This window comes from Castellaniella defragrans 65Phen (genome assembly GCF_000612685.1).
Taxonomy (GTDB): Bacteria; Pseudomonadota; Gammaproteobacteria; order Burkholderiales; family Burkholderiaceae_B; genus Castellaniella; species Castellaniella defragrans.
Window position 1 is genome coordinate 1,164,718 of the sequence record NZ_HG916765.1, and the last position, 20,616, is coordinate 1,185,333.

Consider the following 20,616-nt stretch of genomic DNA (forward strand, 5'->3'; position numbering starts at 1 on the left):
ATGTCGGAACCTGTACTGACGGGCAAGATCGCCCTCGTGACGGGCGCATCGCGCGGCATCGGCCGCGCCATCGCCCTGGAACTGGCGGCCGCGGGCGCCACGGTCGTGGGGACGGCGACGTCCGAGGCCGGCGCCCAGGCCATCACCGAAGCCCTGGCGCCCCAGGGCGGGCGCGGCGCGGTGCTCGAAGTCAACGACGCGGCGGCCTGCGACGCGCTGCTGGCCGAACTGGCCGCCGAAGGCGGGCCGCACATCCTGGTCAACAACGCCGGGATCACCCGCGACGGCCTCATCCTGCGCATGAAGGACGAGGACTGGGCCGCCGTGCTGAACACCAACCTGTCGGCCGTGTTCCGCCTGTCGCGCGGCGTGGCCAAGACCATGATGAAGGCCCGCTGGGGCCGCATCGTCAACATCACCTCGGTGGTGGGCTACAGCGGCAACCCGGGCCAGGTCAACTACGCCGCCGCCAAGGCCGGCGTGGCGGGCCTGTCGCGTTCCCTGGCGATGGAGCTCGGCAGCCGCGGCATCACGGTCAACTGCGTGGCCCCGGGCTTCATCGACACCGACATGACGCGCGCGCTGAACGAAACCCAGACCGCCGCGATCCTGGGCCAGATCCCCCTGGGCCGGCTCGGTTCGGCGGCGGAAGTCGCCCACGCGGTCGCCTACCTGGCCAGTCCCCAGGCGGGCTACGTAACAGGGACGACGCTCCACGTCAATGGTGGTATGTACATGTAGGCATTCGGAACGGAGCCGGCCCGTCTAAGGTAAAATCCGTTCAACCTCAGCAGGCAGGCCCCGGCGCGACCGCGCTTCCGGAATGGAAGCCGTCCGGCGGCGGGGGCTGTTTTTTTGACACAAACCCGCAGCCCCGTCGGTCTCATTTGGCTATAATTCGCGGGATTTTTCTCAACTGGAGATATGCATGGAAAGCATCGAACAGCGCGTCAAGAAGATCGTCGCTGAGCAACTCGGCGTCAACGAAGCCGAGATCAAGAACGAATCTTCCTTCCTTGACGACCTCGGTGCCGATTCGCTCGATATGGTCGAGCTCGTGATGGCCCTCGAAGACGAATTTGAAACCGAGATTCCCGACGAGGAAGCCGAGAAGATCACGACGGTCCAGCAGGCGGTCGACTACATCACCTCGCACAGCAAGCAATAATCATCACCACCCTGCTGCGGCTTGCCGCGCCAGGGCTCGACGGCCTGACGCACCGAGCCGGACAGGCTGCCGGGGCGGTTCGCGGCGGGCGCCATCGGCGGGCTGAAACAGCCCGTCCCATCCGGCCCGCCGCGGACCGCCTTTTTCGTCCCGCGGCCATGCCGGGACGAAAACGCCCCCCGGCGGGGCGGCGGGCCGATCCGGTCCGCGGAGTCCTTTTTCATTTTCATTCTTCGTTCTAGCATCAGGAGCCGAGTCAGTGAAACGACGTGTCGTCATAACCGGATTGGGCATCGTCTCGCCCGTGGGCAACGATGTCCAGACCGCATGGGACAACCTCATCCACGGGCGTTCGGGCATCGGCCGGGTGACGCGTTTCGACGCCTCGGTGCTCAACAGCCAGATCGCGGGCGAGGTCAAGGGCTTCAACGTCACCGACTACATGGGCGCCAAGGAAGCCAAGCAGATGGATACCTTCATCCATTACGGCGTGGCGGCCGGCATCCAGGCCTGGCGCGATTCGGGGATGGACATCGCCACGGAAGACGCCGACCGCGCCGGCACCATCATCGGCTCGGGCATCGGCGGGCTGCCGCGCATCGAGGAAACCCAGATCGAATACCTGCAGCGCGGCGCGCGGCGCATCTCGCCGTTCTTCGTGCCGGCCTCGCTGATCAACCTGATCTCGGGCCAGCTCTCCATCATGCTGGGCCTGAAGGGCCCCAGCTACGCCGTGGTCTCGGCCTGCACCACCGGCCTGCACTGCATCGGCGATGCCGCGCGCCTGATCGAATACGGCGACGCCGACGTCATGGTGGCGGGCGGCGCCGAAAGCTCGGTGTCCCCCCTGGGCATGGGCGGCTTCGCCGCCATGCGCGCGCTGTCCACCCGCAACGACGATCCCGAGACGGCTTCGCGGCCCTGGGACCGCGACCGCGACGGCTTCGTCCTGGGCGAAGGCGCCGGCGCGCTGGTGCTGGAAGAATACGAGCACGCGCGCCGCCGCGGCGCCCGCATCTACGCCGAATTCCTCGGCTTCGGCATGAGTTCCGACGCGCACCACATCACCAGCCCGGACCAGGACGGTCCGCGCCGGGGCATCCTGCACGCGCTGCGCAACAGCGGCGTCAGCCCCGAGCAGATCAGCTACGTGAACGCCCACGGCACCTCCACCCCGCTGGGCGACAAGAACGAAACGGCGGCGCTCAAGCTCGCGTTCGGCGACCATGCGTACAAGCTGGTGGTGAATTCCACCAAGTCCATGACCGGGCACCTGCTGGGCGCGGCGGGCGGCATCGAGGCCGTCTTCACGACCCTGGCGGTGCACCACCAGATCTCGCCCCCGACCATCAATCTGTTCAACCAGGATCCCGAATGCGACCTGGACTATTGCGCCAACGAGGCGCGCGACATGAAGATCGACGTGGCGCTGTCCAATTCCTTCGGTTTTGGCGGCACCAACGGCTCGATGCTGGTGGGGCGCCTCTGATCGCGCGCCCGCGCGGCACCCGGGGGATCGCATGACCGAGCGCGAGGTCGATCTCGCGCTGGTCGAGCGCGTCAGGCGCGGCGAGCGCCACGCCTTCGATCTGCTGGTCATCAAGTACCAGCGCAAGATCATGCGGCTGCTGTCGCGCATGATCCACGACCCGGCCGAAATCGAGGACGTCGCCCAGGAGGCCTTCATCAAGGCCTACCGCGCGCTGCCGCAGTTCCGCGGCGACAGCGCCTTCTACACCTGGCTCTACCGCATCGCCCTGAACACCGCCCGCAACTGGCAGGCGGCCAGCTTCCGCCGGCCCGCCACCGTGACGCCCCTGGAAAACGAGGACGGTGAAACTTTTGACCAGATCGATGGCCTAAGCGATCACAGTACCCCAGAATCGCTGATGGCCAGCCGGCAGGTCGCCCAGGCCGTCAACGAGGCCATCGACGCACTGCCGGACGATCTGCGTCTTGCGATCGTGCTGCGGGAAATCGAAGGGATGAGTTATGAAGAGATCGCCAGCACCATGCAATGCCCCATCGGCACCGTCCGTTCGCGCATCTACCGCGCCCGCGAAGCCATCGCGGCCCGCCTGCGGCCGGTCATGGAACGCGATTCCGAGCGCCGCTGGTAAGGAGCCGTCATGAACGCCAAACCCGATTCCGCCGCGACCGAACGCGCCTGGGAGGCCTCCGTGTCCTCCTGGGTGGACGGCGAGGCCGACCTCCGTGCCGAGGAGCTGGACACGCCCTACGGGCGCCAGCTCTGGGACACCTACCACCTGATCGGCGACGTCATGCGCAGCCCGGACCTGGCGATCCGCCCGTCCGAGCGCTTCTACGTGCGCGTGTCGGCCGCCATCGAGGCCGAACCGCCGATCGTCGCACCCTCGCCGCTGGCGCGGCGCCACCTGGTGCGCAACGGCCTGTCGGGGCTGGCGGTGGCCGCGGCCGTGGCCTCCGTCGTCTGGATGGCCCGTCCCTTCTTCTTCGCGTCGGACGCGCCGCCCGCCGCCGCGCCGGTCGTGGCGCAGGCCGACGAGCCCGAGGCCGCCGATCCGGGGCTGGCCGACTACATGGCCGCGCACCAGTCGATGGCGGGCGCCGGCGCGGTGCGCCAGGTGTCCTACGACGGGATGGGGGCGCGCTGATGCCGGGCTGGGCGCGGGCCGGACGCCGGGCGGGGCTGTGCCTGGGGCTGGCCCTGTCGTGGGCCGCCGCCGTCGGCGCGGCCGAGGCCGATCCGCTGGCCTTCCTGCGCCAGGTCCAGGCCGCCGCCCGCACCCTGGACTACGCCGGCGTCACCGTCTACCAGCAGGGCCGCATGCTGCAGGCCACGCACCTGGTGCACCAGGTGGACGGCACCGGCGAACGGGAGCGCCAGGAAGTCCTGGACGGCTCGCCGCAGGAATGCCTGCGGCAGAACGGCATGGAACAATGCCTGCTGCCGGAGCACCGGCTGATCGTCATGCGGCCCGCGCACAGCGACCATTTCCCGGCGCTGCTGCTGGGCGAGGGCGAGGCCGTCCCGCGGCACTACGAATGGACGCCGCTGGGGCGCACCTACCGCGTGGCCGGGCGCGAATGCGCCGTGTCCGAACTGCGCGCGCGCGACGCCCTGCGCTACAGCTACCGCCTCTGCACCGACCTGCAGAACCACCTGCTGCTCAAGAGCCAGACGCTGGATGCCGAGGGCCGCCTGGTGGACCAGGTGGCCTTCAGCAGCATCCATTTCGGCGCCGACATCCCAGCCGGCGCGCTCGCCTCGCGCTGGAACACGCGCGACTGGCGCCTGCGCACCGAAACCAGCCGGCCGGCCAATCTCGCCGCCCAGGGCTGGCGCTTCGCGCCGCCCGCCGGATTCCAGCCCATCGCCGAACTGACGCGTCAGATGGGGGCCGGTCACGCGGTGGACCAGCTCGTGCTGTCCGACGGACTGGCGGCGATTTCGATCTTCATTGAAACCTTTGATCCGAAACGCGATCAAAGCATCAGACAGGGCGGCCTGCGACAGGGCGCGATCAGCATCTACCGCATGCGGCTGGCCTCCTACTGGCTGACCGCGGTCGGCGAGGTGCCCGCACAGACCGTGCATGACCTGGCGCACGCCGTGCAGTACCTGCCCCAGGCCGCCCACTGATCCCCTCATCCTCGAAGGAGAATTCCATGGCTTTTCATCTGCCGTATTCCGCCGTGGCGCGCGCGGCGGCGGGCGCCGCCCTCAGCCTGGCGCTGGCGGCCGCCCTGCCCATCGGCGCCGCCCAGGCGCAGCCGGTGGCCGCGCCCAGCGCGGCGCTGCCCGATTTCACCCAGGTGGTCGAGGCCACCGAAGCCTCGGTGGTCAACATCCGCACCACCGAGGCCGTGCCGGTGCGCCGCTCGCCCATGATGCCCGGAGACGGCGATCCCTCGGAACTGTTCCGCTGGTTCTTCGGCCCGGACTTCATGCCGCCCGGCTTCGGCCAGCCGAACCCGCAGGGTCCGCGCGGCCGGCAGCGGCAGCAGCCCGCGCCCTCCGAGGGCGAGCGCACGGTGCCGCGCGGCATCGGCTCGGGCTTCGTGATCTCGGCCGACGGCTACATCCTCACGAACAACCACGTCGTGGACAATTCCAACGGCATCTTCGTCACCATGACCGACGGCAAGGAATACAAGGCCAAGGTCATCGGCACCGACGCGCGCACCGACATCGCCCTGATCAAGATCGAGGCGTCCGGCCTCAAGCCGCTGCCCATCGGCGACTCGGACAAGCTGCGCAAGGGCCAGTGGGTGCTGGCGATCGGCTCGCCCTTCGGACTGGATTCGACCGTCACCGCCGGCATCGTCAGCGCGATCAACCGCGACACGGGCGACTACCTGCCGTTCATCCAGACCGACGTGGCCGTCAATCCGGGCAATTCCGGCGGCCCGCTGATCAATCTGCAGGGCCAGGTGGTCGGCATCAATTCCCAGATCGTCTCGCGCAGCGGCGGCTTCATGGGCATTTCCCTGGCCATCCCCATTGACGAGGTCATGCGCGTGGTCGAGCAGCTCAAGGCCCACGGCAAGGTCACGCGCGGGCGCATCGGCGTGCAGATCACCGAGGTCCAGGACGAGGTCGCCAAGGCCCTGGGGCTGGACAAGGGCCAGGGCGCCCTGGTCAGCAGCGTCGAGGCCGGCGGCCCGGCCGCCAAGGCGGGCGTGCATCCGGGCGACGTGATCACGGCCTTCAACGGCCAGGCCATCAAGCACATGACCGACCTGCCGCGCCTGGTGGGGGCGACCCGTCCGGGCACCACCGCCACGGTCCAGGTCTGGCGCAAGGGCAAGTCGCTGGAATTGAAGGCCACCGTCGCCGAGCTCGACGACAAGGCCGCCGCGGCCCAGAACGGCGAGGCGCCGTCCTCCGGCACCGGGGCGGACCGCCTGGGCCTGACGGTCAAGGCGCTGCCGCCCGACACCGGCGAGCAGGGCGTGGTGGTGGACCAGGCCGAAGGCGCGGCCGCGGAGGCCGGGATCGAGCCGGGCGACGTGATCCTGCGGATCAACGACGCCGACATCACCAGCCCGAAGCAGTACGCCCAGATCGTCAAGGACCTGGACAAATCCCGCCCGGCCGTGCTGCTGGTCAGCCGCGATCAGCAGTCGCAGTGGGTGATCATCAAGCCGCAATGATGCCCCCTGCGGGAAAAAGCTAAAATACGGCCTGAACGAGAAGGGGACGCCCCGCGGCGTTCCCTTTTCCATTTTTTCTTCCTTTCTATCCTATGGACCACATCCGCAACTTTTCCATCATTGCGCACATCGATCATGGCAAATCGACCCTGGCCGACCGTCTGATCCAGCGCTGCGGGGGCCTGCAGGACCGCGAAATGGAAGCCCAGGTCCTGGATTCGATGGACATCGAGCGCGAGCGCGGCATCACCATCAAGGCCCAGACGGCGGCGCTGCGCTACACGGCGGCCGACGGCCGCGTCTACGACCTGAACCTGATCGACACCCCGGGCCACGTGGACTTTTCCTACGAAGTCAGCCGCTCGCTGTCGGCCTGCGAGGGCGCGCTGCTGGTGGTGGACTCCACCCAGGGGGTGGAGGCCCAGACCGTGGCCAACTGCTACACCGCGATCGAGCTGGGCGTCGAGGTCGTGCCGGTCCTGAACAAGATGGACCTGCCCTCGGCCGACCCGGACGCCGCCGCCGCCGAGATCGAGGACGTGATCGGCATCGACGCCACCGACGCCATCCTGGCCAGCGCCAAGACCGGCCTGGGCATCGACGAGATCCTCGAAGCCGTCGTGGCGCGGATCCCGCCGCCCCAGGGCGATCCCGACGCGCCGCTGCAGGCCCTCATCATCGATTCCTGGTTCGACAACTACGTCGGCGTGGTGATGCTGGTGCGCATCGTCAACGGCACCCTGCGGCCCAAGGACAAGATCCTGCTGATGGCCACCGGCGCCACCCACCTGTGCGAGCAGCTGGGCGTGTTCACGCCCAAGTCCCAGCCGCGCGAGCGCCTCTCGGCCGGCGAGGTCGGTTTCATCATCGCCGGCATCAAGGAACTGCAGCACGCCAAGGTCGGCGACACCCTGACGCTGGCCGGCAAACCGGCCGCCGCGGCGCTGCCGGGCTTCAAGGAAGTCAAGCCCCAGGTATTCGCCGGGGTCTACCCGGTCGAATCCAGCGAATACGACCAGCTGCGCGATTCCCTGGAAAAGCTCAAGCTCAACGATTCCTCGCTGATGTTCGAGCCGGAAGTCTCCCAGGCGCTGGGTTTCGGCTTCCGCTGCGGATTCCTCGGCCTGCTGCACATGGACATCGTCCAGGAGCGCCTGGAGCGCGAGTTCGACATGGACATCATCACCACCGCGCCGTCGGTGGTCTACGAGGTCCTGCACCGCGACGGCACGCTGCTGCGGGTGGACAGCCCCTCGCGCATGCCCGAGGTCGGCCACATCCAGGAAATCCGCGAGCCCATCATGACGGTGACGCTGTTCATGCCGCAGGAATACGTCGGGCCGGTGATGTCGCTGTGCACGGCCAAGCGCGGCGTGCAGCTGGACATGAGCTACCACGGCCGCCAGGTGCACCTGCGCTACGAGATCCCGCTGGCGGAAATCGTGCTGGACTTCTTCGACCGCCTGAAGTCCGTGTCGCGCGGCTACGCGTCCATGGACTACGAGTTCAAGGAATACCGCGTGGCCGACGTGGTGCGCGTGGACCTGCTGATCAACGGCGACCGGGTCGATGCCCTGTCCATGATCGTGCACCGCGCCAACGCCCGTCCGCGCGGGCGCGAGGTGGTCACGCGCATGCGCGGCCTGATCCCGCGCCAGATGTTCGACATCGCCATCCAGGCCGCCATCGGGGCGGAAGTCGTCGCCCGCGAGAACGTCAAGGCGCTGCGCAAGAACGTGCTGGCCAAGTGCTATGGCGGCGACATCTCGCGCAAGAAGAAGCTGCTCGAAAAGCAGAAGGCCGGCAAGAAGCGCATGAAGCAGGTCGGCAACGTGGAAATCCCGCAGGAGGCCTTCCTGGCCGTCCTGCAGGTCGAGGACAAGTAGGAAAGTGAGAAAGGACGCCGCATGAGCTGGGATTTCGCCCTGTTGCTGTTCGTCGCGCTGGTCGTGACGGGCCTGGTCTGGCTGCTGGACGTCGGGGTCCTGCGCGGCCGGCGCCGCGCCCGCGCCGAGGCGGCCGCGCAGGCCTGCCGCAACAACGCCGCCGGGCTCGATCCCGCCGCCCTGCAGGTCGAGTGCGACCGGATCTACGAGCGGGCCAACCGCCCGTCCTGGTGGGTGGAATACTGCGTCAGCTTCTTCCCGGTGATCCTGTTCGTGTTCGTGCTGCGCTCCTTCGTGGTCGAGCCCTTCCGGATCCCGTCGGGCTCCATGCTGCCGACCCTGGAAAACGGCGACCTGATCCTGGTGAACAAGTACGAGTACGGCATCCGCCTGCCGGTGATCGACCGCAAGATCCTCGACGTGGGCTCGCCGCGGCGCGGCGACGTGGTCGTGTTCCGCTATCCGGTCGATCCCTCGGTGGACTACATCAAGCGGGTGATCGGGGTGCCGGGCGACGTGATCGAATACCGCAACAAGGTCCTGTCGGTCAACGGCACGCCGGTGCAGCGCGTGCGCGACGGCGACTACTACGAGCCCGACCGCGCGGTCTACGTGGGACAGTACCGCGAGCAGCTGGGCGAGGTGTCGCACCGCATCCTGCTCAACGTCCAGGCGCCGCAGGAACTCATGCCGATCACGCGCTTCCCGGATTTCCAGGCCTGCGCCTACCTGCCCGACGGCGTGCGCTGCACGGTGCCGGCCGGCCACTACTTCATGATGGGCGACAACCGCGACAACAGCCTGGACAGCCGCTACTGGGGCTTCGTGCCGGACCGCAACATCGTCGGGCGCGCCTTCTTCATCTGGATGAACTTCGGTTCGCCCAGCCGGATCGGCGGGTTCGAGTGATGGCCTCCCTGGAATCCCTGCAGTCCGCCCTGGACTACCGCTTCCGCGACGCGCGCCTGCTGGAACGCGCCCTGACCCATCGCAGCCACGGCATGCCGCACAACGAGCGCCTGGAATTCCTGGGGGATTCGGTCCTGAATTTCGTCGTCTCCACGCTGCTGTTCGCCGAGCACGCCGAAATGGACGAGGGCGACCTGTCGCGGGTGCGCTCCAATCTGGTCAAGCAGTCCGCCCTGGCCGACATCGCCCAGAACCTGTCCCTGTCGGCCCACCTGCGCCTGGGCGAGGGCGAGCTCAAGAGCGGGGGCTTTCGCCGGCCCTCGATCCTGGCCGATGCGCTCGAAGCCCTCTTCGGCGCCGTCTACCTGGACGGCGGCTATCCCGAGATCAGCCGCGTCATCGAGCGCCTGTACCGCCCGATCCTCGCGCACATCGACCTGCGCACCTTCGGCAAGGATCCCAAGACCCTGCTGCAGGAGCTCGTCCAGGGGCGCGGCCATCCGCTGCCGCGCTACGAGGTCGTCGCCACCCGGGGGGCGGCGCACGACCAGCTCTTCGACGTGGTCTGCGAGATCGCCCCGCTCGGCATCCGGGCGCAGGCCTCGGGCAGCAGCCGGCGGGCGGCCGAGCAGGCCGCCGCCGGCCAGGCGATCGCCGCCATCGAATCCCTGGGGCCGGTGCGCCGGGCGGCGCGCCGCCGCAAGCCGGCCCAGCTGTCCCTGCCCGTGGCCGTGGCGCAGGACGGAGCCCGGGATCCGCTCCCGGGCCAGGACCCGGCCCCGGCCCCGAAACAGGTTCAGACCCAGGCCCAGGAACAGGTCCAGACCCAGGCACGGGCGCGGGGCCAGACTCAGGACCAGAAGACATGAACGACGCTCCCGCCCCGCACGACGCTCCCCCCCCCAGCCGCTGCGGCTTCGTCGCCATCGTGGGCCGCCCCAACGTGGGCAAGTCCACCCTGGGCAACGCCCTGGTCGGGGCCAAGCTGTCCATCGTCTCGCGCAAGGCCCAGACCACGCGCCACCGCATCCACGGCGTGCTCACGCGCGGCCCCGACCAGTTCGTCTTCGTCGACACCCCCGGCTTCCAGACGCGGCACGGCGGCGCCATGAACCGCATGATGAACCGGGTGGTCACCCAGGCCCTGGCGGAAGTGGACGTGGTGGTGCACGTCGTCGAGGCCGGCAAATGGTCGGCGGGCGACGCCGGCGTGGTGCCGCTGCTGCCGCAGAACCGTCCGGTGATCCTGGCGGTCAACAAGGTCGATGCCCTCAAGGACAAGAACGCCCTGTTCGCCTACGTGTCGCGCCTGATGGAGCAATTCCCCTACGCGGCGGTGGTGCCGGTCAGCGCGCTGCGCGACGTGCAGCTCGAAGTCCTGCTGCGGGAGATCGCCCGCCACCTGCCCGAGGGCGAGCACCTGTTCGAGCCCGACACCCTGACCGACCGGCCGCTGCGCTTCCTCGCCGCCGAGCTGATCCGGGAAAAGATCTTCCGCCTGGTGGGCGACGAGCTGCCCTACGGCTGCACCGTGGTCATCGAGCAGTGGGAAGAAAACGCCGAGGGCGCGCGCATCGCCGCCTGCATCGTGATCGAGCGCGACAGCCACCGGCCCATCCTGCTGGGGGCGGGCGGCCAGCACATGAAGCGCATCGCCACCGAGGCCCGCCAGGACATCGTCAAGCTGCTCGAAAAGCCGGTCTTCCTGGACGTCTACATCAAGGTCCGCAAGGGCTGGTCCGACCGCGAGGCGGCGCTGCGGGAACTGGGCTATGAGTAGACGCGGCCGGCGCATCCTGGATGCGCGCGGCTACGTGCTGCACGCCAGCCCCTGGCGTGAAACCTCTCTCGTCGTGCAGGCCTTCACCCGCGACCACGGCTGCGTCGCGCTGGTGGCCAAGGGCGCCAAGCGCCCCTATTCGGCGCTGCGCGCGGTGCTGGTGGGCTTCCAGCCGCTGTGGCTGTCCTGGACCGGCTCGGCCGAGGTCCATACGCTGACGCGCGCCGAATCCGGCCCGGTGCGGCTGCTCGACGGCCGGGCGATGATGTCGGGCTGGTACATGAACGAACTGATCCTGCGCCTGCTGGGGCGCGAGGACCCGCACCCGGGCGTGTTCGACGCCTACGAGGCCGCGCTGGACGCCCTGGCCGGCGCGCGCGGCCGCCCCCACGCCGCCGCGCTGCGCCGCTTCGAGTGGCTGCTGCTGGAGCAGGCCGGCTACGGGCTGGACGTCCCGATGCCGGACTTCGAGCAGGCGGGCGCCGAGCCGGCGCTGCGCCAGGCGCTGCGCGAGCGCCTGGACGAGCTGCTGGAAGCGCCCCTGCGCACGCGCCAGGTGCTGATGGACCTGCAGCGCTACTGAACGGGCCGCCGCGCGATGAAAAAAGGCATTCTGCTGTCGGTGGCGTCCTCGGCGCTGTTCGCCACCATGTATTTCTACGCCACGCTGATGCAGCCCTTCGACGGCGACATCGTGTTCGCCTGGCGCATCCTGATGGGGCTGCCGATGCTGGCGCTGGTGGTGCAGCGGGCGCGCGGCTGGGGGGCGGTGCGCCAGACCGCCCGGAATTTCTCCCGCGGCCGCTTCCTGGCGGCCATGATCGTGTGCTCGCTGCTGCTGGGGGTGCAGCTGTGGCTGTTCGTGTGGGCGCCGCTGCACGGTCACGCGCTGAACGTGTCCATGGGCTATTTCCTGCTGCCGCTGGTGATGGTGCTGGTCGGGCGGCTGTTCTACCGCGAGCGGCTCAGCGCCTGGCAGGCCTGGGCGGTGGCGTTCGCCGCCCTGGGCGTCGGGCACGAATGGTGGCGGCTGGGGACGGTGTCCTGGACCACGCTGCTGGTGGCCCTGGGCTATCCGCCGTACTTCATGCTGCGCCGCCGGCTGCGGGTCGATGCGCTGACCAGCCTGTGGTTCGACATGTTCTTCCTGCTGCCCGCGGCGGTCGTGATCCTGCAGGCCCAGGCGGCCGAGGCCGTGCGCCTGTTCGCCGCGCATCCGCGCCTGATCCTGCAGGTGCCCGTGCTGGGCCTGCTGAGCGCGGTGTCGCTGTCGATGTACCTGGCGGCCAGCCGCATGCTGCCCCTGTCCCTGTTCGGCCTGCTGAGCTACGTGGAACCCGTGCTGCTGTTCTGGGTGGCGTTCCTGCTGATGGGCGAGCCCGTGGCCCCGGCGCAGTGGCTGACCTACGTGCCGATCTGGATCGCGGTGGGCCTGGTGGCCGCGGAGGGGATCAGAAAATTGAAGGCCGCGCCGCCTGCGGGAGGCGGCGCGGCCTGAACCGGCCGTGCGGGCCGGGGCCCGCTTGGGAGGTTGGATGCTATTCGCGGTTGCCGCCGAAGATGCCCAGCAGCATGAGCAGGTTGGCGAAGATGTTGTACAGGTCCAGGTAGACCGCCAGGGTGGCGGAGACGTAGTTGGTTTCGCCGCCCTGGACGATGCGCTGCAGGTCGACCAGCAGGAAGGCCGAGAAGATGCCGATGGCCAGCACCGACAGGGTCAGCATCAGGGCCGGGAGCTGCAGGAAGATGTTGGCCACCATGGCGACCAGCAGCAGCACCACGCCCACGAACAGGAATTTCTGCAGATGGGTGAAGTCGCGCTTGGTGGTGGTGGCGACGGCGGCCATGACGCCGAACACCGCCGCGGTGCCGCCGAAGGCCAGCATGATCAGCTGGGCGCCGTTGCCCAGGCCCAGGACGTGGCCCAGCAGGCGCGACAGCATCACGCCCATGAAGAACGTGAAGCCCAGCAGCAGGGCGACGCCCAGCGAGGAGTTCTTGTTGCGTTCGATCATGAACATCAGGCCGATGGCGCCGACCAGGAAGATCAGCGTGCTGATGCCGGGGCTGGTGGCCATGGCCTGGTTCATGCCGAAGGACAGGCCGACGGCGGCCCCCAGGACCGTGGGGATCAGCGACAGCGCGAGCAGCCAGTAGGTGTTGCGCAGGACGCGGTTGCGGACGGCGGCCGGTGCGGCGTAGGCGCCGGCGTCGGGAAGCGTGTGGCGGAAGTCGGTCATGATGGCGGATTCCTGTGGTGCGTGGGGCCGGCGCGAAACGCCGGCTGGAATGACTCCAATCTTACAACAAGCTGAACGGTATCGTCCATGCGAGGAAGACATCGTCCGGCACCCTCCCGGAAGGCCGGGACGGGGTGGTTCAAGGACTTGGACACTCAGCCGCCGGGATGGTTCCCCACGGCGGGGTGGTCGGCCGGCAGGCGGTGGCCCCGCACCTCGTGGCCGGCCTGCTGGTACAGGGACCAGCGGCGCCGGGCGGCCTGAATGTCGGCCTCGTGGCCGGAGACGATTTCCAGGATGCGCTCGAAGCGTTCGGCCCGCGGCGGGCAGTCCAGGTCCAGGTTCAGCAGCCAGCCCAGGGGCGGCGTGCCGGCCAGGGTCCCGGCGTCGGCCACCAGGACCACGTCGGCCTGGCCGGCCAGGGGATCGCCGGCCAGGGCGTGCGGGATGAAGCTGGCCGGCTCGAATTCCCAGAGCAGGGCGTCGAAGCGCTGCAGGCGGCGCGCGTCGGTGCAGTACACCAGCAGCCGGCGGCCGGCGCCGACGTGGCGCGCCGCCGTGCGGCAGGCCATGCGCAGCCGGTGCGCCGCGCCGTAGGCGAAATCCACCCGGGTCATGCGGCCGCGGGCGCCTGCGCCGGGCACTGGCCCAGCAGGTAGCTCACCAGCAGGGGCACGGGGCGGCCGGTGGCGCCCTTCTGCTTGCCTTCGTGCCAGGCCGTGCCGGCGATGTCCAGGTGCGCCCAGGGATACTTGCCGGTGAAGCGCGAGAGGAAGCAGGCGGCGGTCACCGAGCCGGCGGGCCGGCCGCCGATGTTGGCCATGTCGGCGAAATTGGATTTCAGGAGATCCTGGTAGGCATCGTCCAGGGGCATGCGCCAAGCCGGGTCCAGCGCCCGGCGGCCGGCGGCGAGCAGGTCCGTGGCCAGGGCCTCGTCCTGGGTGAACAGGCCGCTGTTGACGTGGCCCAGGGCGATCACGCAGGCGCCGGTCAGGGTGGCGACGTCGATCACCGCGGCGGGCTTGAAGCGTTCCGCGTAGGTCAGGGCGTCGCACAGGATCAGGCGGCCCTCGGCGTCGGTGTTGAGGATCTCGATGGTGCGGCCCGACATGCTGGTGACGATGTCGCCGGGCTTGTTGGCCGTGCCGCTGGGCAGGTTCTCGCAGCTGGGGACGATGCCGATGATCTCGCGCGGCAGGTTCAGCTCGGCCACGGCGCGCATCGTGCCCAGCACGCTGGCGGCGCCGCACATGTCGAATTTCATTTCGTCCATGCCCGGGCCGGGCTTGAGCGAGATGCCGCCGGCGTCGAAGGTGATGCCCTTGCCCACCAGCACGATGGGGGCGGCCTTGCGGGCGGCGGCCCCGGCCGGGGTGTGGCGCAGGACGATGAAGGCGGGGGGCTCGGCCGAGCCGCGCGCCACCGACAGGAACGAGCCCATCTTGAGGGCCTCGATCTTCTTCTGGTCCAGCACCTCGGCCTTCAGGGTCTTGAACTGCTTGGCCAGGCTGCGCGCCGTATTGCCCAGGTAGGTGGGGGTGCAGACGTTGGGGGGCAGGTCGCCCAGCAGGCGGGCGAGATTCATGCCCGCGCCGATGGCCGCGCCCTGGTCCAGGCCGACGCGCGCGCGGGCGGCCTGGCCGCGGCCCAGGTGCAGGACGAAGGCGCGCAGCTTGGCCGCGGGCTTGGGCTTGCTGAAGGTGGTGTCGTAGCGGTAGGCGGCGGCGCTGACCGATTGCGCGGCCGTGCGGGCGCAGTCGGCGACGTCGGCGTCGGCGCAGGGCAGGGCGCACAGGGTGGAGACCGCGTGACCGACGCCGGCGCGCACGCAATAGGCGGCCAGGGCCTCGTGGGCGCGCGCCAGGGTGGCCGCCGGGAGGCGTTCCTGGGCGCCCAGCCCGAGTAAAATGACGCGTTCGGCGGCGATGCCGACGGGGGCGTGCAGCGTCAGGATGGCGCCGGGGGTGGCATCGAATTCCGCCTTGGCGATGGCCCGGATCGCGCCCTTGGACGCCTGGTCCAGGGCCTCGGCCGCGGGGCTCAGGACGCCGTCCTGGAACACGCCCACGGCCAGGGCCTGGGTCTTCAGCGTGTGCAGGGATGCCGACGTCGTTGTGCTAAATTCCATTCGTTTTCCTTGGGTCCGGTGGATTCGGGGATCAGACGGTCCATTATTCCGCATTTTTCCATGACATTGTTCAAGCGCGCCGTCTTTTCCGAGATCACCAGCCATGCGGGCATCGTGTTTTCCACCCTGCTGGTGGTGTGGCTGAGCGTGCTGATCGTGCGCCTGCTGGGCGAGGCCGCCAACGGCGACATCGGCGCCAACGTGGTGCTGGGCCTGGCGGCCTTCTCCAGCATCACCGCGCTGCCGGTGATCCTGTCGGTGTCCCTGTTCGTGGCGGTGCTGACCACCGTCACGCGCAGCTACCGCGAGTCGGAGATGGCCGTCTGGTTCGCCAGCGGCCTGTCGCTGGCCCAGTGGCTGCGTCCGGTGATGCGCTTCGCCCTGCCGGTGGCAGCCGTGGTGGCGGTGCTGACCCTGTCCGCCTCGCCCTGGGCCTACGGCCAGATCGCCGAATACCGCCAGCGCTTCGAGCAGCGCTCGGACCTGTCCAAGGTCTCGGCCGGCCAGTTCATCGAGACCGACGACGGGCGCCGGGTCTTCTTCGCCGAATCGCCCGTCCGGCCGGACGACGAGCTGGGCCGGGTGGTGGCGCGCATCATCGAGCCCGAATGGCTCAGCGTGGTTACGGCCGAAAGCGCCGCCATCCGCACCGAGCCCAACGGCGACCGCTTCCTGGTGCTGGGGCCGGGCCATCGCTACGATCTCAAGCCCGGTTCGCCCGAGATGCGGCTGCTGAACTTCGACCGCTACGGCGTGCGCATCGAAAGCCGCAGCGATCCCGGCGCGCTGGAAGCCCGGCGCCAGGAGGCCCTGCAGCAGATCAAGGCGCGCCCGACCCTGGACCTGATCGCCCAGGGCGACGCCGAATCCCTGTCGCAGCTGATGTGGCGCCTGTCGCTGCCGCTGGCGGTGCTGAACCTGGCGCTCATCGCCCTGCCGCTGGGGGCGGTGAATCCGCGCCTGGGGCGCTCGGGCGACCTGCTGATCGCCGGCCTGCTGGCGCTGCTGTACATGAACCTCATCAATCTGTCGCGCGGCTGGATCGCCAACGGCGTGCTGTCGTTCGGCGTCGGCCTGTGGCTGGTGCACGCCGCCTTCCTGGCCCTGGGCCTGGGGCTGATGTGGCGGCGCCTGCGCATGCCTCGGCCCAGGCGGCGCAGGGCCCGGGCGGCCTGACGGCCCGGATTCCGCCCGACGCGGGCCGCCGGCCGCGCGCGGCGACCCCGGGACGTGCGCTTCGCGCGCAGGTTCGCCCGCGGGGCGGCTCAGGCGGCCGCCGGCGCGGCGCGGCGCCCGGGGCGTAGGACGGCGTCCAGTCGCCGGCGGGAGTGCGCAGTTCGCGGGCGCGGCCCTGCAGCAGGTCGCGGTTCAGCGCCACGGCCTGCTTCAGGTAGTCCCACAGGGCCATCACGCGGCGCGTGCGGCGCAGGTCCTCGTGGCAGTACATCCAGAAACTGCGCGTGACCAGGATCGAGTCGGCCAGCACGGGCTCCAGGCGCTCGTCCTGCGCCGCCAGGAAGCAGGGCAGGATCGCCAGCGCCTGGCCGCCCAGGGCGGCGTGGTACTGGGCCAGCACGCTGGTGCTGCGGAACACCACGCGCGAAGGCTGCACCAGGTCGTCCAGGTAGCGCAGCCGGTCGCTGAACAGCAGCTCGTCCACGTAGCCGATGAAGGTATGCCGGCCCAGGTCCGCCTGGCGCCGGATCGGCGCGTGGCGCGCCAGGTAGTCGCGGGTGCCGTACAGCCGCAGGCTGTAGTCGGCCAGCTTGGTGCACAGGTAGGGGCCGCGCTGGGGGCGTTCGAGCGCGATGGCGATGTCGGCCTCGCGCTTGGACAGGCTGATGAAGCGCGGCACCGGCATGATGTCCAGCGTCATCGCCGGGTGGCGGCGCTGGAAATCCACCATCAGCGGGGTCAGGACCGTGCTGCCGAAGCCTTCCGTGGAGCCGATGCGCAGGTGGCCGGAAGGCATCTGGGCGGCGCCGGACAGGGATTCGCGGGCCGCCAGCAGGGTGCTTTCCACCTGCTCGGCGTGGGCGAAGAAGCGCAGGCCTTCCTCGGTGGGGGTGTAGCCGCTGGCGCGGGATTTCTCGAACAGCGTCACGCCCAGGTCCTGCTCCAGCGCGCGGATGCGCCGCGTGACGGTGCTGTGCCGCACGCCCAGGCGCTGGGCGGCGGCGCTGGCCCGCTGCGTGCGGGCGACTTCCAGGAAATAGCGGATCGCGTCCCAGTCTGCCATGGTGTTCCCCCTGCACGTTTCCTTGTGCAATTATCGTCAACGAATGTGCAAATATTTTGATGGTAATAAGTTTTTTACACAACTAAACTGGGCCAGGGAGCAAGGGAACCTTTGCCCGGATGCGCCGATGCACGCGGCGCGAGACTCGTCCGGAGGTTTCCGATTCCTCATCCCGCCGCGCAGACGGCGGACCTGCGGGCCCGCCGGACGCGCCAGGCCTGCGCGCGGCGCGCGGACGTGTCCACGGGATCCCCAACGACAACGGAGACAAGACCATGCAGAGATTCACCCCCACCCTGGCGGCGGCCCTGTGCGCCACCGCGATGTCCCTGTCCGTTTCGCAGGCGGCGACCCCGCCCGTCAAGATCGGGGTGCTGACCGACATGTCCGGCACCTACGCGTCCATGGGCGGCATGGGCTCGGTGGCGGCCGCACAGCTGGCCATCGACGACTGCCTGAAGGCCGAGTGCAAGGACATGAAGATCGAGCTGGTCTCGGCCGACAACCAGAACAAGGCGGACGTGGGGGCGGCGCGCGCCCGCGAGTGGTTCGACCGCGACGGGGTGACGGCGATCGCCGACCTGACCAATTCCGCGGTGGCCCTGGCGGTGCAGAACATCGCACGCGAAAAGAACAAGGTGGTGATGTTCTCCGGCCCGGCCACCACGGACCTGACCAACAAGAACTGCTCGCCGGTGGGCTTCCACTGGATGTTCGACGTGTATTCGCAGTCGATCGGCGGCGTCAAGGCCATGTTCGACAAGGGCGGCAAGTCCTGGTTCTTCATCACGGTGGACTACGCCTTCGGCCACTCCCTGGAAAAGGGCGCCTCCGACATGGTCAAGGCCCTGGGCGGCACGGTCAAGGGCTCCGTCCCGCATCCGCTGAACGCGCCCGACTTCGCCTCCTACCTGCTGCAGGCGCAAAGCTCCGGCGCCCAGGTCGTGGCCCTGGCCAACGGCGGCCAGGACACCGTCAACGCGATCAAGCAGGCGCGCGAATTCGGCATCGTCAAGGGCGGCCAGCGCCTGGCGTCCCTGCTGGTGTTCCTGTCCGATCTGCGCGCGCTGGGCCTGGAAAACGCCCAGGGCCTGAGCTACGTGGACGGCTTCTACTGGGACTTCGACGACGCCTCGCGCGCCTGGTCCGACCGCTTCGCCCAGGCCTACCAGGGCAAGAAGCCCACCATGACGCAGGCCGGCGTGTATTCCAGCGTGCGGCATTACCTGAAGGCCGTGGCGGCCACCGGCTCCACCCAGGGCGACACGGTGGCGGCGAAGATGCGCGAGATCCCGATCCAGGATCCGATCATGCACAATGCCTCGATCCGTCCCGATGGCCGGGTGATCCACGACATGTACCTGTACGAGGTCAAGACCCCCGCCGAATCCAGGGGCGAATGGGACCTGTCCAAGCTGGTGGCCACGATCCCGGCCCAGGACGCCTTCCAGCCCCTGTCGGCCTCGACCTGCCCGCTGGTCAAGCATTGAACCGGGCCCCGGGCCCGATACCGATTTCCGCTTTGTTCCGCTTTGACGAACGTCACCGGACGTTCACCGAATCTACCCAGGAGGTTTTAATGAGCGACATCCCACGCGTCCCGCTGCTGATCGGCGGGAAACTCGTCCAGTCCGAAACCACGGAATGGCGCGACGTCATCGATCCGGCGACCCAGGAAGTGGTCGCACGGGTGCCTTTCGCCACGCCGGCCGAAGTCGAGCGGGCGGTGGCCGATTCCAAGGAGGCCTTCAAGACCTGGCGCAACACCAGCCAGGCCAAGCGCCGCCAGATCATGGTGGATTTCGCCCAGCTGCTGCGCGAACACACCCCGAAGATCGCCGAGGCCATTTCCCGCGAGCACGGCAAGACCCTGCCGGATGCCGAGGGCGAGGTCGCGCGCGGCCTGGAAGGCGTGGACCACGCCGCGTCGGCCCACACCCTGCAGCTGGGCGACTATGCCGAAAATGCCGCCACCGGCATCGACGTCTATTCGGTCATCCAGCCCCTGGGCGTGTGCGCTGGGATCACGGCCTTCAACTTCCCCGTGATGCTGCCGTGCTGGATGTTCCCCATCGCCGTCACCTGCGGCAATACCTTCGTCTACAAGCCTTCCGAGCAGGATCCCACGGCTTCGCTGATGGTGGCCCAGCTGGCCCTGGAAGCCGGCCTGCCGCCCGGGGTGCTGAACGTGGTGCACGGCGGCGCGGACGTGGCCAACGCCCTGTGCGACCATCCCGACATCAAGGCCGTGTCCTTCATCGGCTCGACCCGCGTCGGCACGGAAATCTACCGCCGTTCCTCGCACGCCGGCAAGCGCTGCCAGGCCATGATGGGCGCCAAGAACCACAGCGTCATCATGCCCGACGCCGACCGCGAGGCCGCCCTGAACTCGATGCTGGGCGCCGCCTTCGGCGCGGCCGGCGAGCGCTGCATGGCGATCTCCGTGCTGGTGCTGGTGGGCGAGGCGCAGAAGTGGCTGCCCGACTTCGTCGAGCGCGCGCGCAAGCTGAAGGTCAACATCGGCCTCGACCGCCAGGCGGACCTGGGCCCGCTGATCTCGCCCGCCGCCAAGCAGCGCGTCGAGGGCCTGATCCAGAAGGGCGTGGACGAAGGCGCCGAGCTGCTGCTCGACGGCCGCGGCATCCAGGTGGCCGGGTATGAAAAGGGCAACTTCGTCGGGCCGACGGTGTTCAGCGGCGTGAAGCCCGACATGAGCATCTACCGCGAGGAAATCTTCGGGCCGGTGCTGTCGGTGGTGCTGGTGGACACGCTGGAAGAGGCGGTGGAGTTCATCAACGCCAATCCCAACGGCAACGGCACCTCGATCTTCACGCAGGACGGCGGCCATGCCCGCTACTTCCAGAACAACATCGACGTCGGCCAGGTCGGGATCAACATCCCCATCCCGGTGCCGGTGGCCTGGTTCAGCTTCACCGGCTCGCGCGCCTCGAAGCTGGGCGACCTGGGCCCCAACGGCCGCCAGTCGGTCTACTTCTGGACCCAGACCAAGACTGTGACCGCCCGCTGGCAGGCCCATCCGCGCGAGGTCAACACCACGATCTCGATGAAGTAGGCTCGCGCCGCGGGCCAGCACTCCGGCCTTCGCGCCGGAGTTTTCTTTGCCCGG

At 69.1% G+C, this 20,616-nt stretch carries 18 protein-coding genes and 2 pseudogenes; 16 read left to right on the forward strand and 4 right to left on the reverse strand.

Annotation, left to right across the window (positions count from 1 at the left end):
• The 13 genes and pseudogenes from fabG to rarD all read left to right on the forward strand — a co-directional run bounded on the left by fabG (position 1) and on the right by rarD (position 12,380).
• Positions 1-741, forward strand: a complete 741-nt coding sequence (gene fabG / locus BN940_RS05185) for a 3-oxoacyl-ACP reductase FabG (RefSeq protein ID WP_043680885.1) — start codon at positions 1-3, stop codon at positions 739-741.
• A gap of 187 nt (positions 742-928) precedes the next feature.
• The gene (gene acpP, locus BN940_RS05190; protein ID WP_043680887.1) at positions 929-1,168 is read left to right on the forward strand and encodes an acyl carrier protein; all 240 of its coding nucleotides are present in this window, start codon (positions 929-931) and stop codon (positions 1,166-1,168) included.
• A gap of 259 nt (positions 1,169-1,427) precedes the next feature.
• Positions 1,428-2,657: a beta-ketoacyl-ACP synthase II gene (gene fabF, locus BN940_RS05195; RefSeq protein ID WP_043680890.1), complete on the forward strand. Its 1,230-nt coding sequence runs from the start codon at positions 1,428-1,430 to the stop codon at positions 2,655-2,657.
• A 31-nt stretch (positions 2,658-2,688) separates the two neighbouring features.
• Positions 2,689-3,288 (forward strand): RNA polymerase sigma factor RpoE, encoded by a 600-nt coding sequence (gene rpoE / locus BN940_RS05200; RefSeq protein WP_043680893.1) that lies wholly within the window; start codon positions 2,689-2,691, stop codon positions 3,286-3,288.
• Between the two features lie 9 nt (positions 3,289-3,297).
• Complete coding sequence (locus BN940_RS05205; RefSeq protein ID WP_043680896.1) at positions 3,298-3,804, forward strand: sigma-E factor negative regulatory protein; 507 nt, start codon at positions 3,298-3,300, stop codon at positions 3,802-3,804.
• Positions 3,804-4,793: a MucB/RseB C-terminal domain-containing protein gene (locus BN940_RS05210; RefSeq protein WP_043680898.1), complete on the forward strand. Its 990-nt coding sequence runs from the start codon at positions 3,804-3,806 to the stop codon at positions 4,791-4,793. The genes BN940_RS05205 and BN940_RS05210 overlap by 1 nt, the downstream gene beginning before the upstream one ends.
• Before the next feature lie 26 nt (positions 4,794-4,819).
• Positions 4,820-6,307: a DegQ family serine endoprotease gene (locus BN940_RS05215; RefSeq protein ID WP_052355624.1), complete on the forward strand. Its 1,488-nt coding sequence runs from the start codon at positions 4,820-4,822 to the stop codon at positions 6,305-6,307.
• A 92-nt stretch (positions 6,308-6,399) separates the two neighbouring features.
• Positions 6,400-8,193, forward strand: a complete 1,794-nt coding sequence (lepA, locus tag BN940_RS05220; RefSeq protein ID WP_043680900.1) for a translation elongation factor 4 — start codon at positions 6,400-6,402, stop codon at positions 8,191-8,193.
• A 21-nt stretch (positions 8,194-8,214) separates the two neighbouring features.
• On the forward strand, positions 8,215-9,102 hold the full coding sequence (gene lepB / locus BN940_RS05225) for a signal peptidase I (protein ID WP_043680903.1): 888 nt from the start codon (positions 8,215-8,217) through the stop codon (positions 9,100-9,102).
• Positions 9,102-9,845 (forward strand): annotated as a pseudogene (gene rnc, locus BN940_RS05230) (ribonuclease III); the annotation flags it as partial. The gene lepB and the pseudogene rnc, both read left to right, overlap by 1 nt.
• Before the next feature lie 122 nt (positions 9,846-9,967).
• Positions 9,968-10,882 carry a GTPase Era gene (gene era, locus BN940_RS05235; RefSeq protein WP_043680906.1) on the forward strand — a complete coding sequence of 305 codons (915 nt, stop codon included), beginning with the start codon at positions 9,968-9,970 and terminating at the stop codon, positions 10,880-10,882.
• Complete coding sequence (recO, locus tag BN940_RS05240) at positions 10,875-11,465, forward strand: DNA repair protein RecO (protein WP_043680909.1); 591 nt, start codon at positions 10,875-10,877, stop codon at positions 11,463-11,465. Before era ends, recO begins: the two co-directional genes overlap by 8 nt.
• Positions 11,466-11,480: 15 nt before the next feature.
• Complete coding sequence (rarD, locus tag BN940_RS05245; RefSeq protein WP_043680912.1) at positions 11,481-12,380, forward strand: EamA family transporter RarD; 900 nt, start codon at positions 11,481-11,483, stop codon at positions 12,378-12,380.
• A gap of 40 nt (positions 12,381-12,420) precedes the next feature.
• On the opposite strand, the gene BN940_RS05250 is transcribed toward rarD, so the two are convergent.
• From BN940_RS05250 to BN940_RS05260, 3 genes are all read right to left on the reverse strand, one after another.
• A complete protein-coding gene (locus BN940_RS05250; protein WP_043680914.1) occupies positions 12,421-13,122 on the reverse strand; it encodes a Bax inhibitor-1/YccA family protein in 702 nt (233 codons plus the stop codon).
• Positions 13,123-13,277: 155 nt separating this feature from the next.
• The gene (locus BN940_RS05255) at positions 13,278-13,739 is read right to left on the reverse strand and encodes a DNA polymerase III subunit chi (RefSeq protein ID WP_043685948.1); all 462 of its coding nucleotides are present in this window, start codon (positions 13,737-13,739) and stop codon (positions 13,278-13,280) included.
• Positions 13,736-15,250 carry a leucyl aminopeptidase gene (locus tag BN940_RS05260; RefSeq protein WP_043680917.1) on the reverse strand — a complete coding sequence of 505 codons (1,515 nt, stop codon included), beginning with the start codon at positions 15,248-15,250 and terminating at the stop codon, positions 13,736-13,738. Before BN940_RS05260 ends, BN940_RS05255 begins: the two co-directional genes overlap by 4 nt.
• A 60-nt stretch (positions 15,251-15,310) precedes the next feature.
• Here BN940_RS05260 and lptF point away from each other — a divergent pair, with 60 nt between their 5' ends.
• Positions 15,311-16,426 (forward strand): LPS export ABC transporter permease LptF, encoded by a 1,116-nt coding sequence (gene lptF, locus BN940_RS05265; RefSeq protein ID WP_043680920.1) that lies wholly within the window; start codon positions 15,311-15,313, stop codon positions 16,424-16,426.
• Positions 16,427-16,580: 154 nt separating this feature from the next.
• Here lptF and BN940_RS05270 read toward each other — a convergent pair.
• Positions 16,581-17,489, reverse strand: a pseudogene (locus BN940_RS05270) (LysR family transcriptional regulator); the annotation flags it as partial.
• 275 nt (positions 17,490-17,764) lie between these two features.
• Between BN940_RS05270 and BN940_RS05275 the strand changes: the two are divergent.
• Positions 17,765-18,979 carry an ABC transporter substrate-binding protein gene (locus BN940_RS05275; RefSeq protein ID WP_043680924.1) on the forward strand — a complete coding sequence of 405 codons (1,215 nt, stop codon included), beginning with the start codon at positions 17,765-17,767 and terminating at the stop codon, positions 18,977-18,979.
• 89 nt (positions 18,980-19,068) lie between these two features.
• Positions 19,069-20,562: a CoA-acylating methylmalonate-semialdehyde dehydrogenase gene (locus tag BN940_RS05280; protein ID WP_043680927.1), complete on the forward strand. Its 1,494-nt coding sequence runs from the start codon at positions 19,069-19,071 to the stop codon at positions 20,560-20,562.
• Positions 20,563-20,616: the final 54 nt, after the last annotated feature.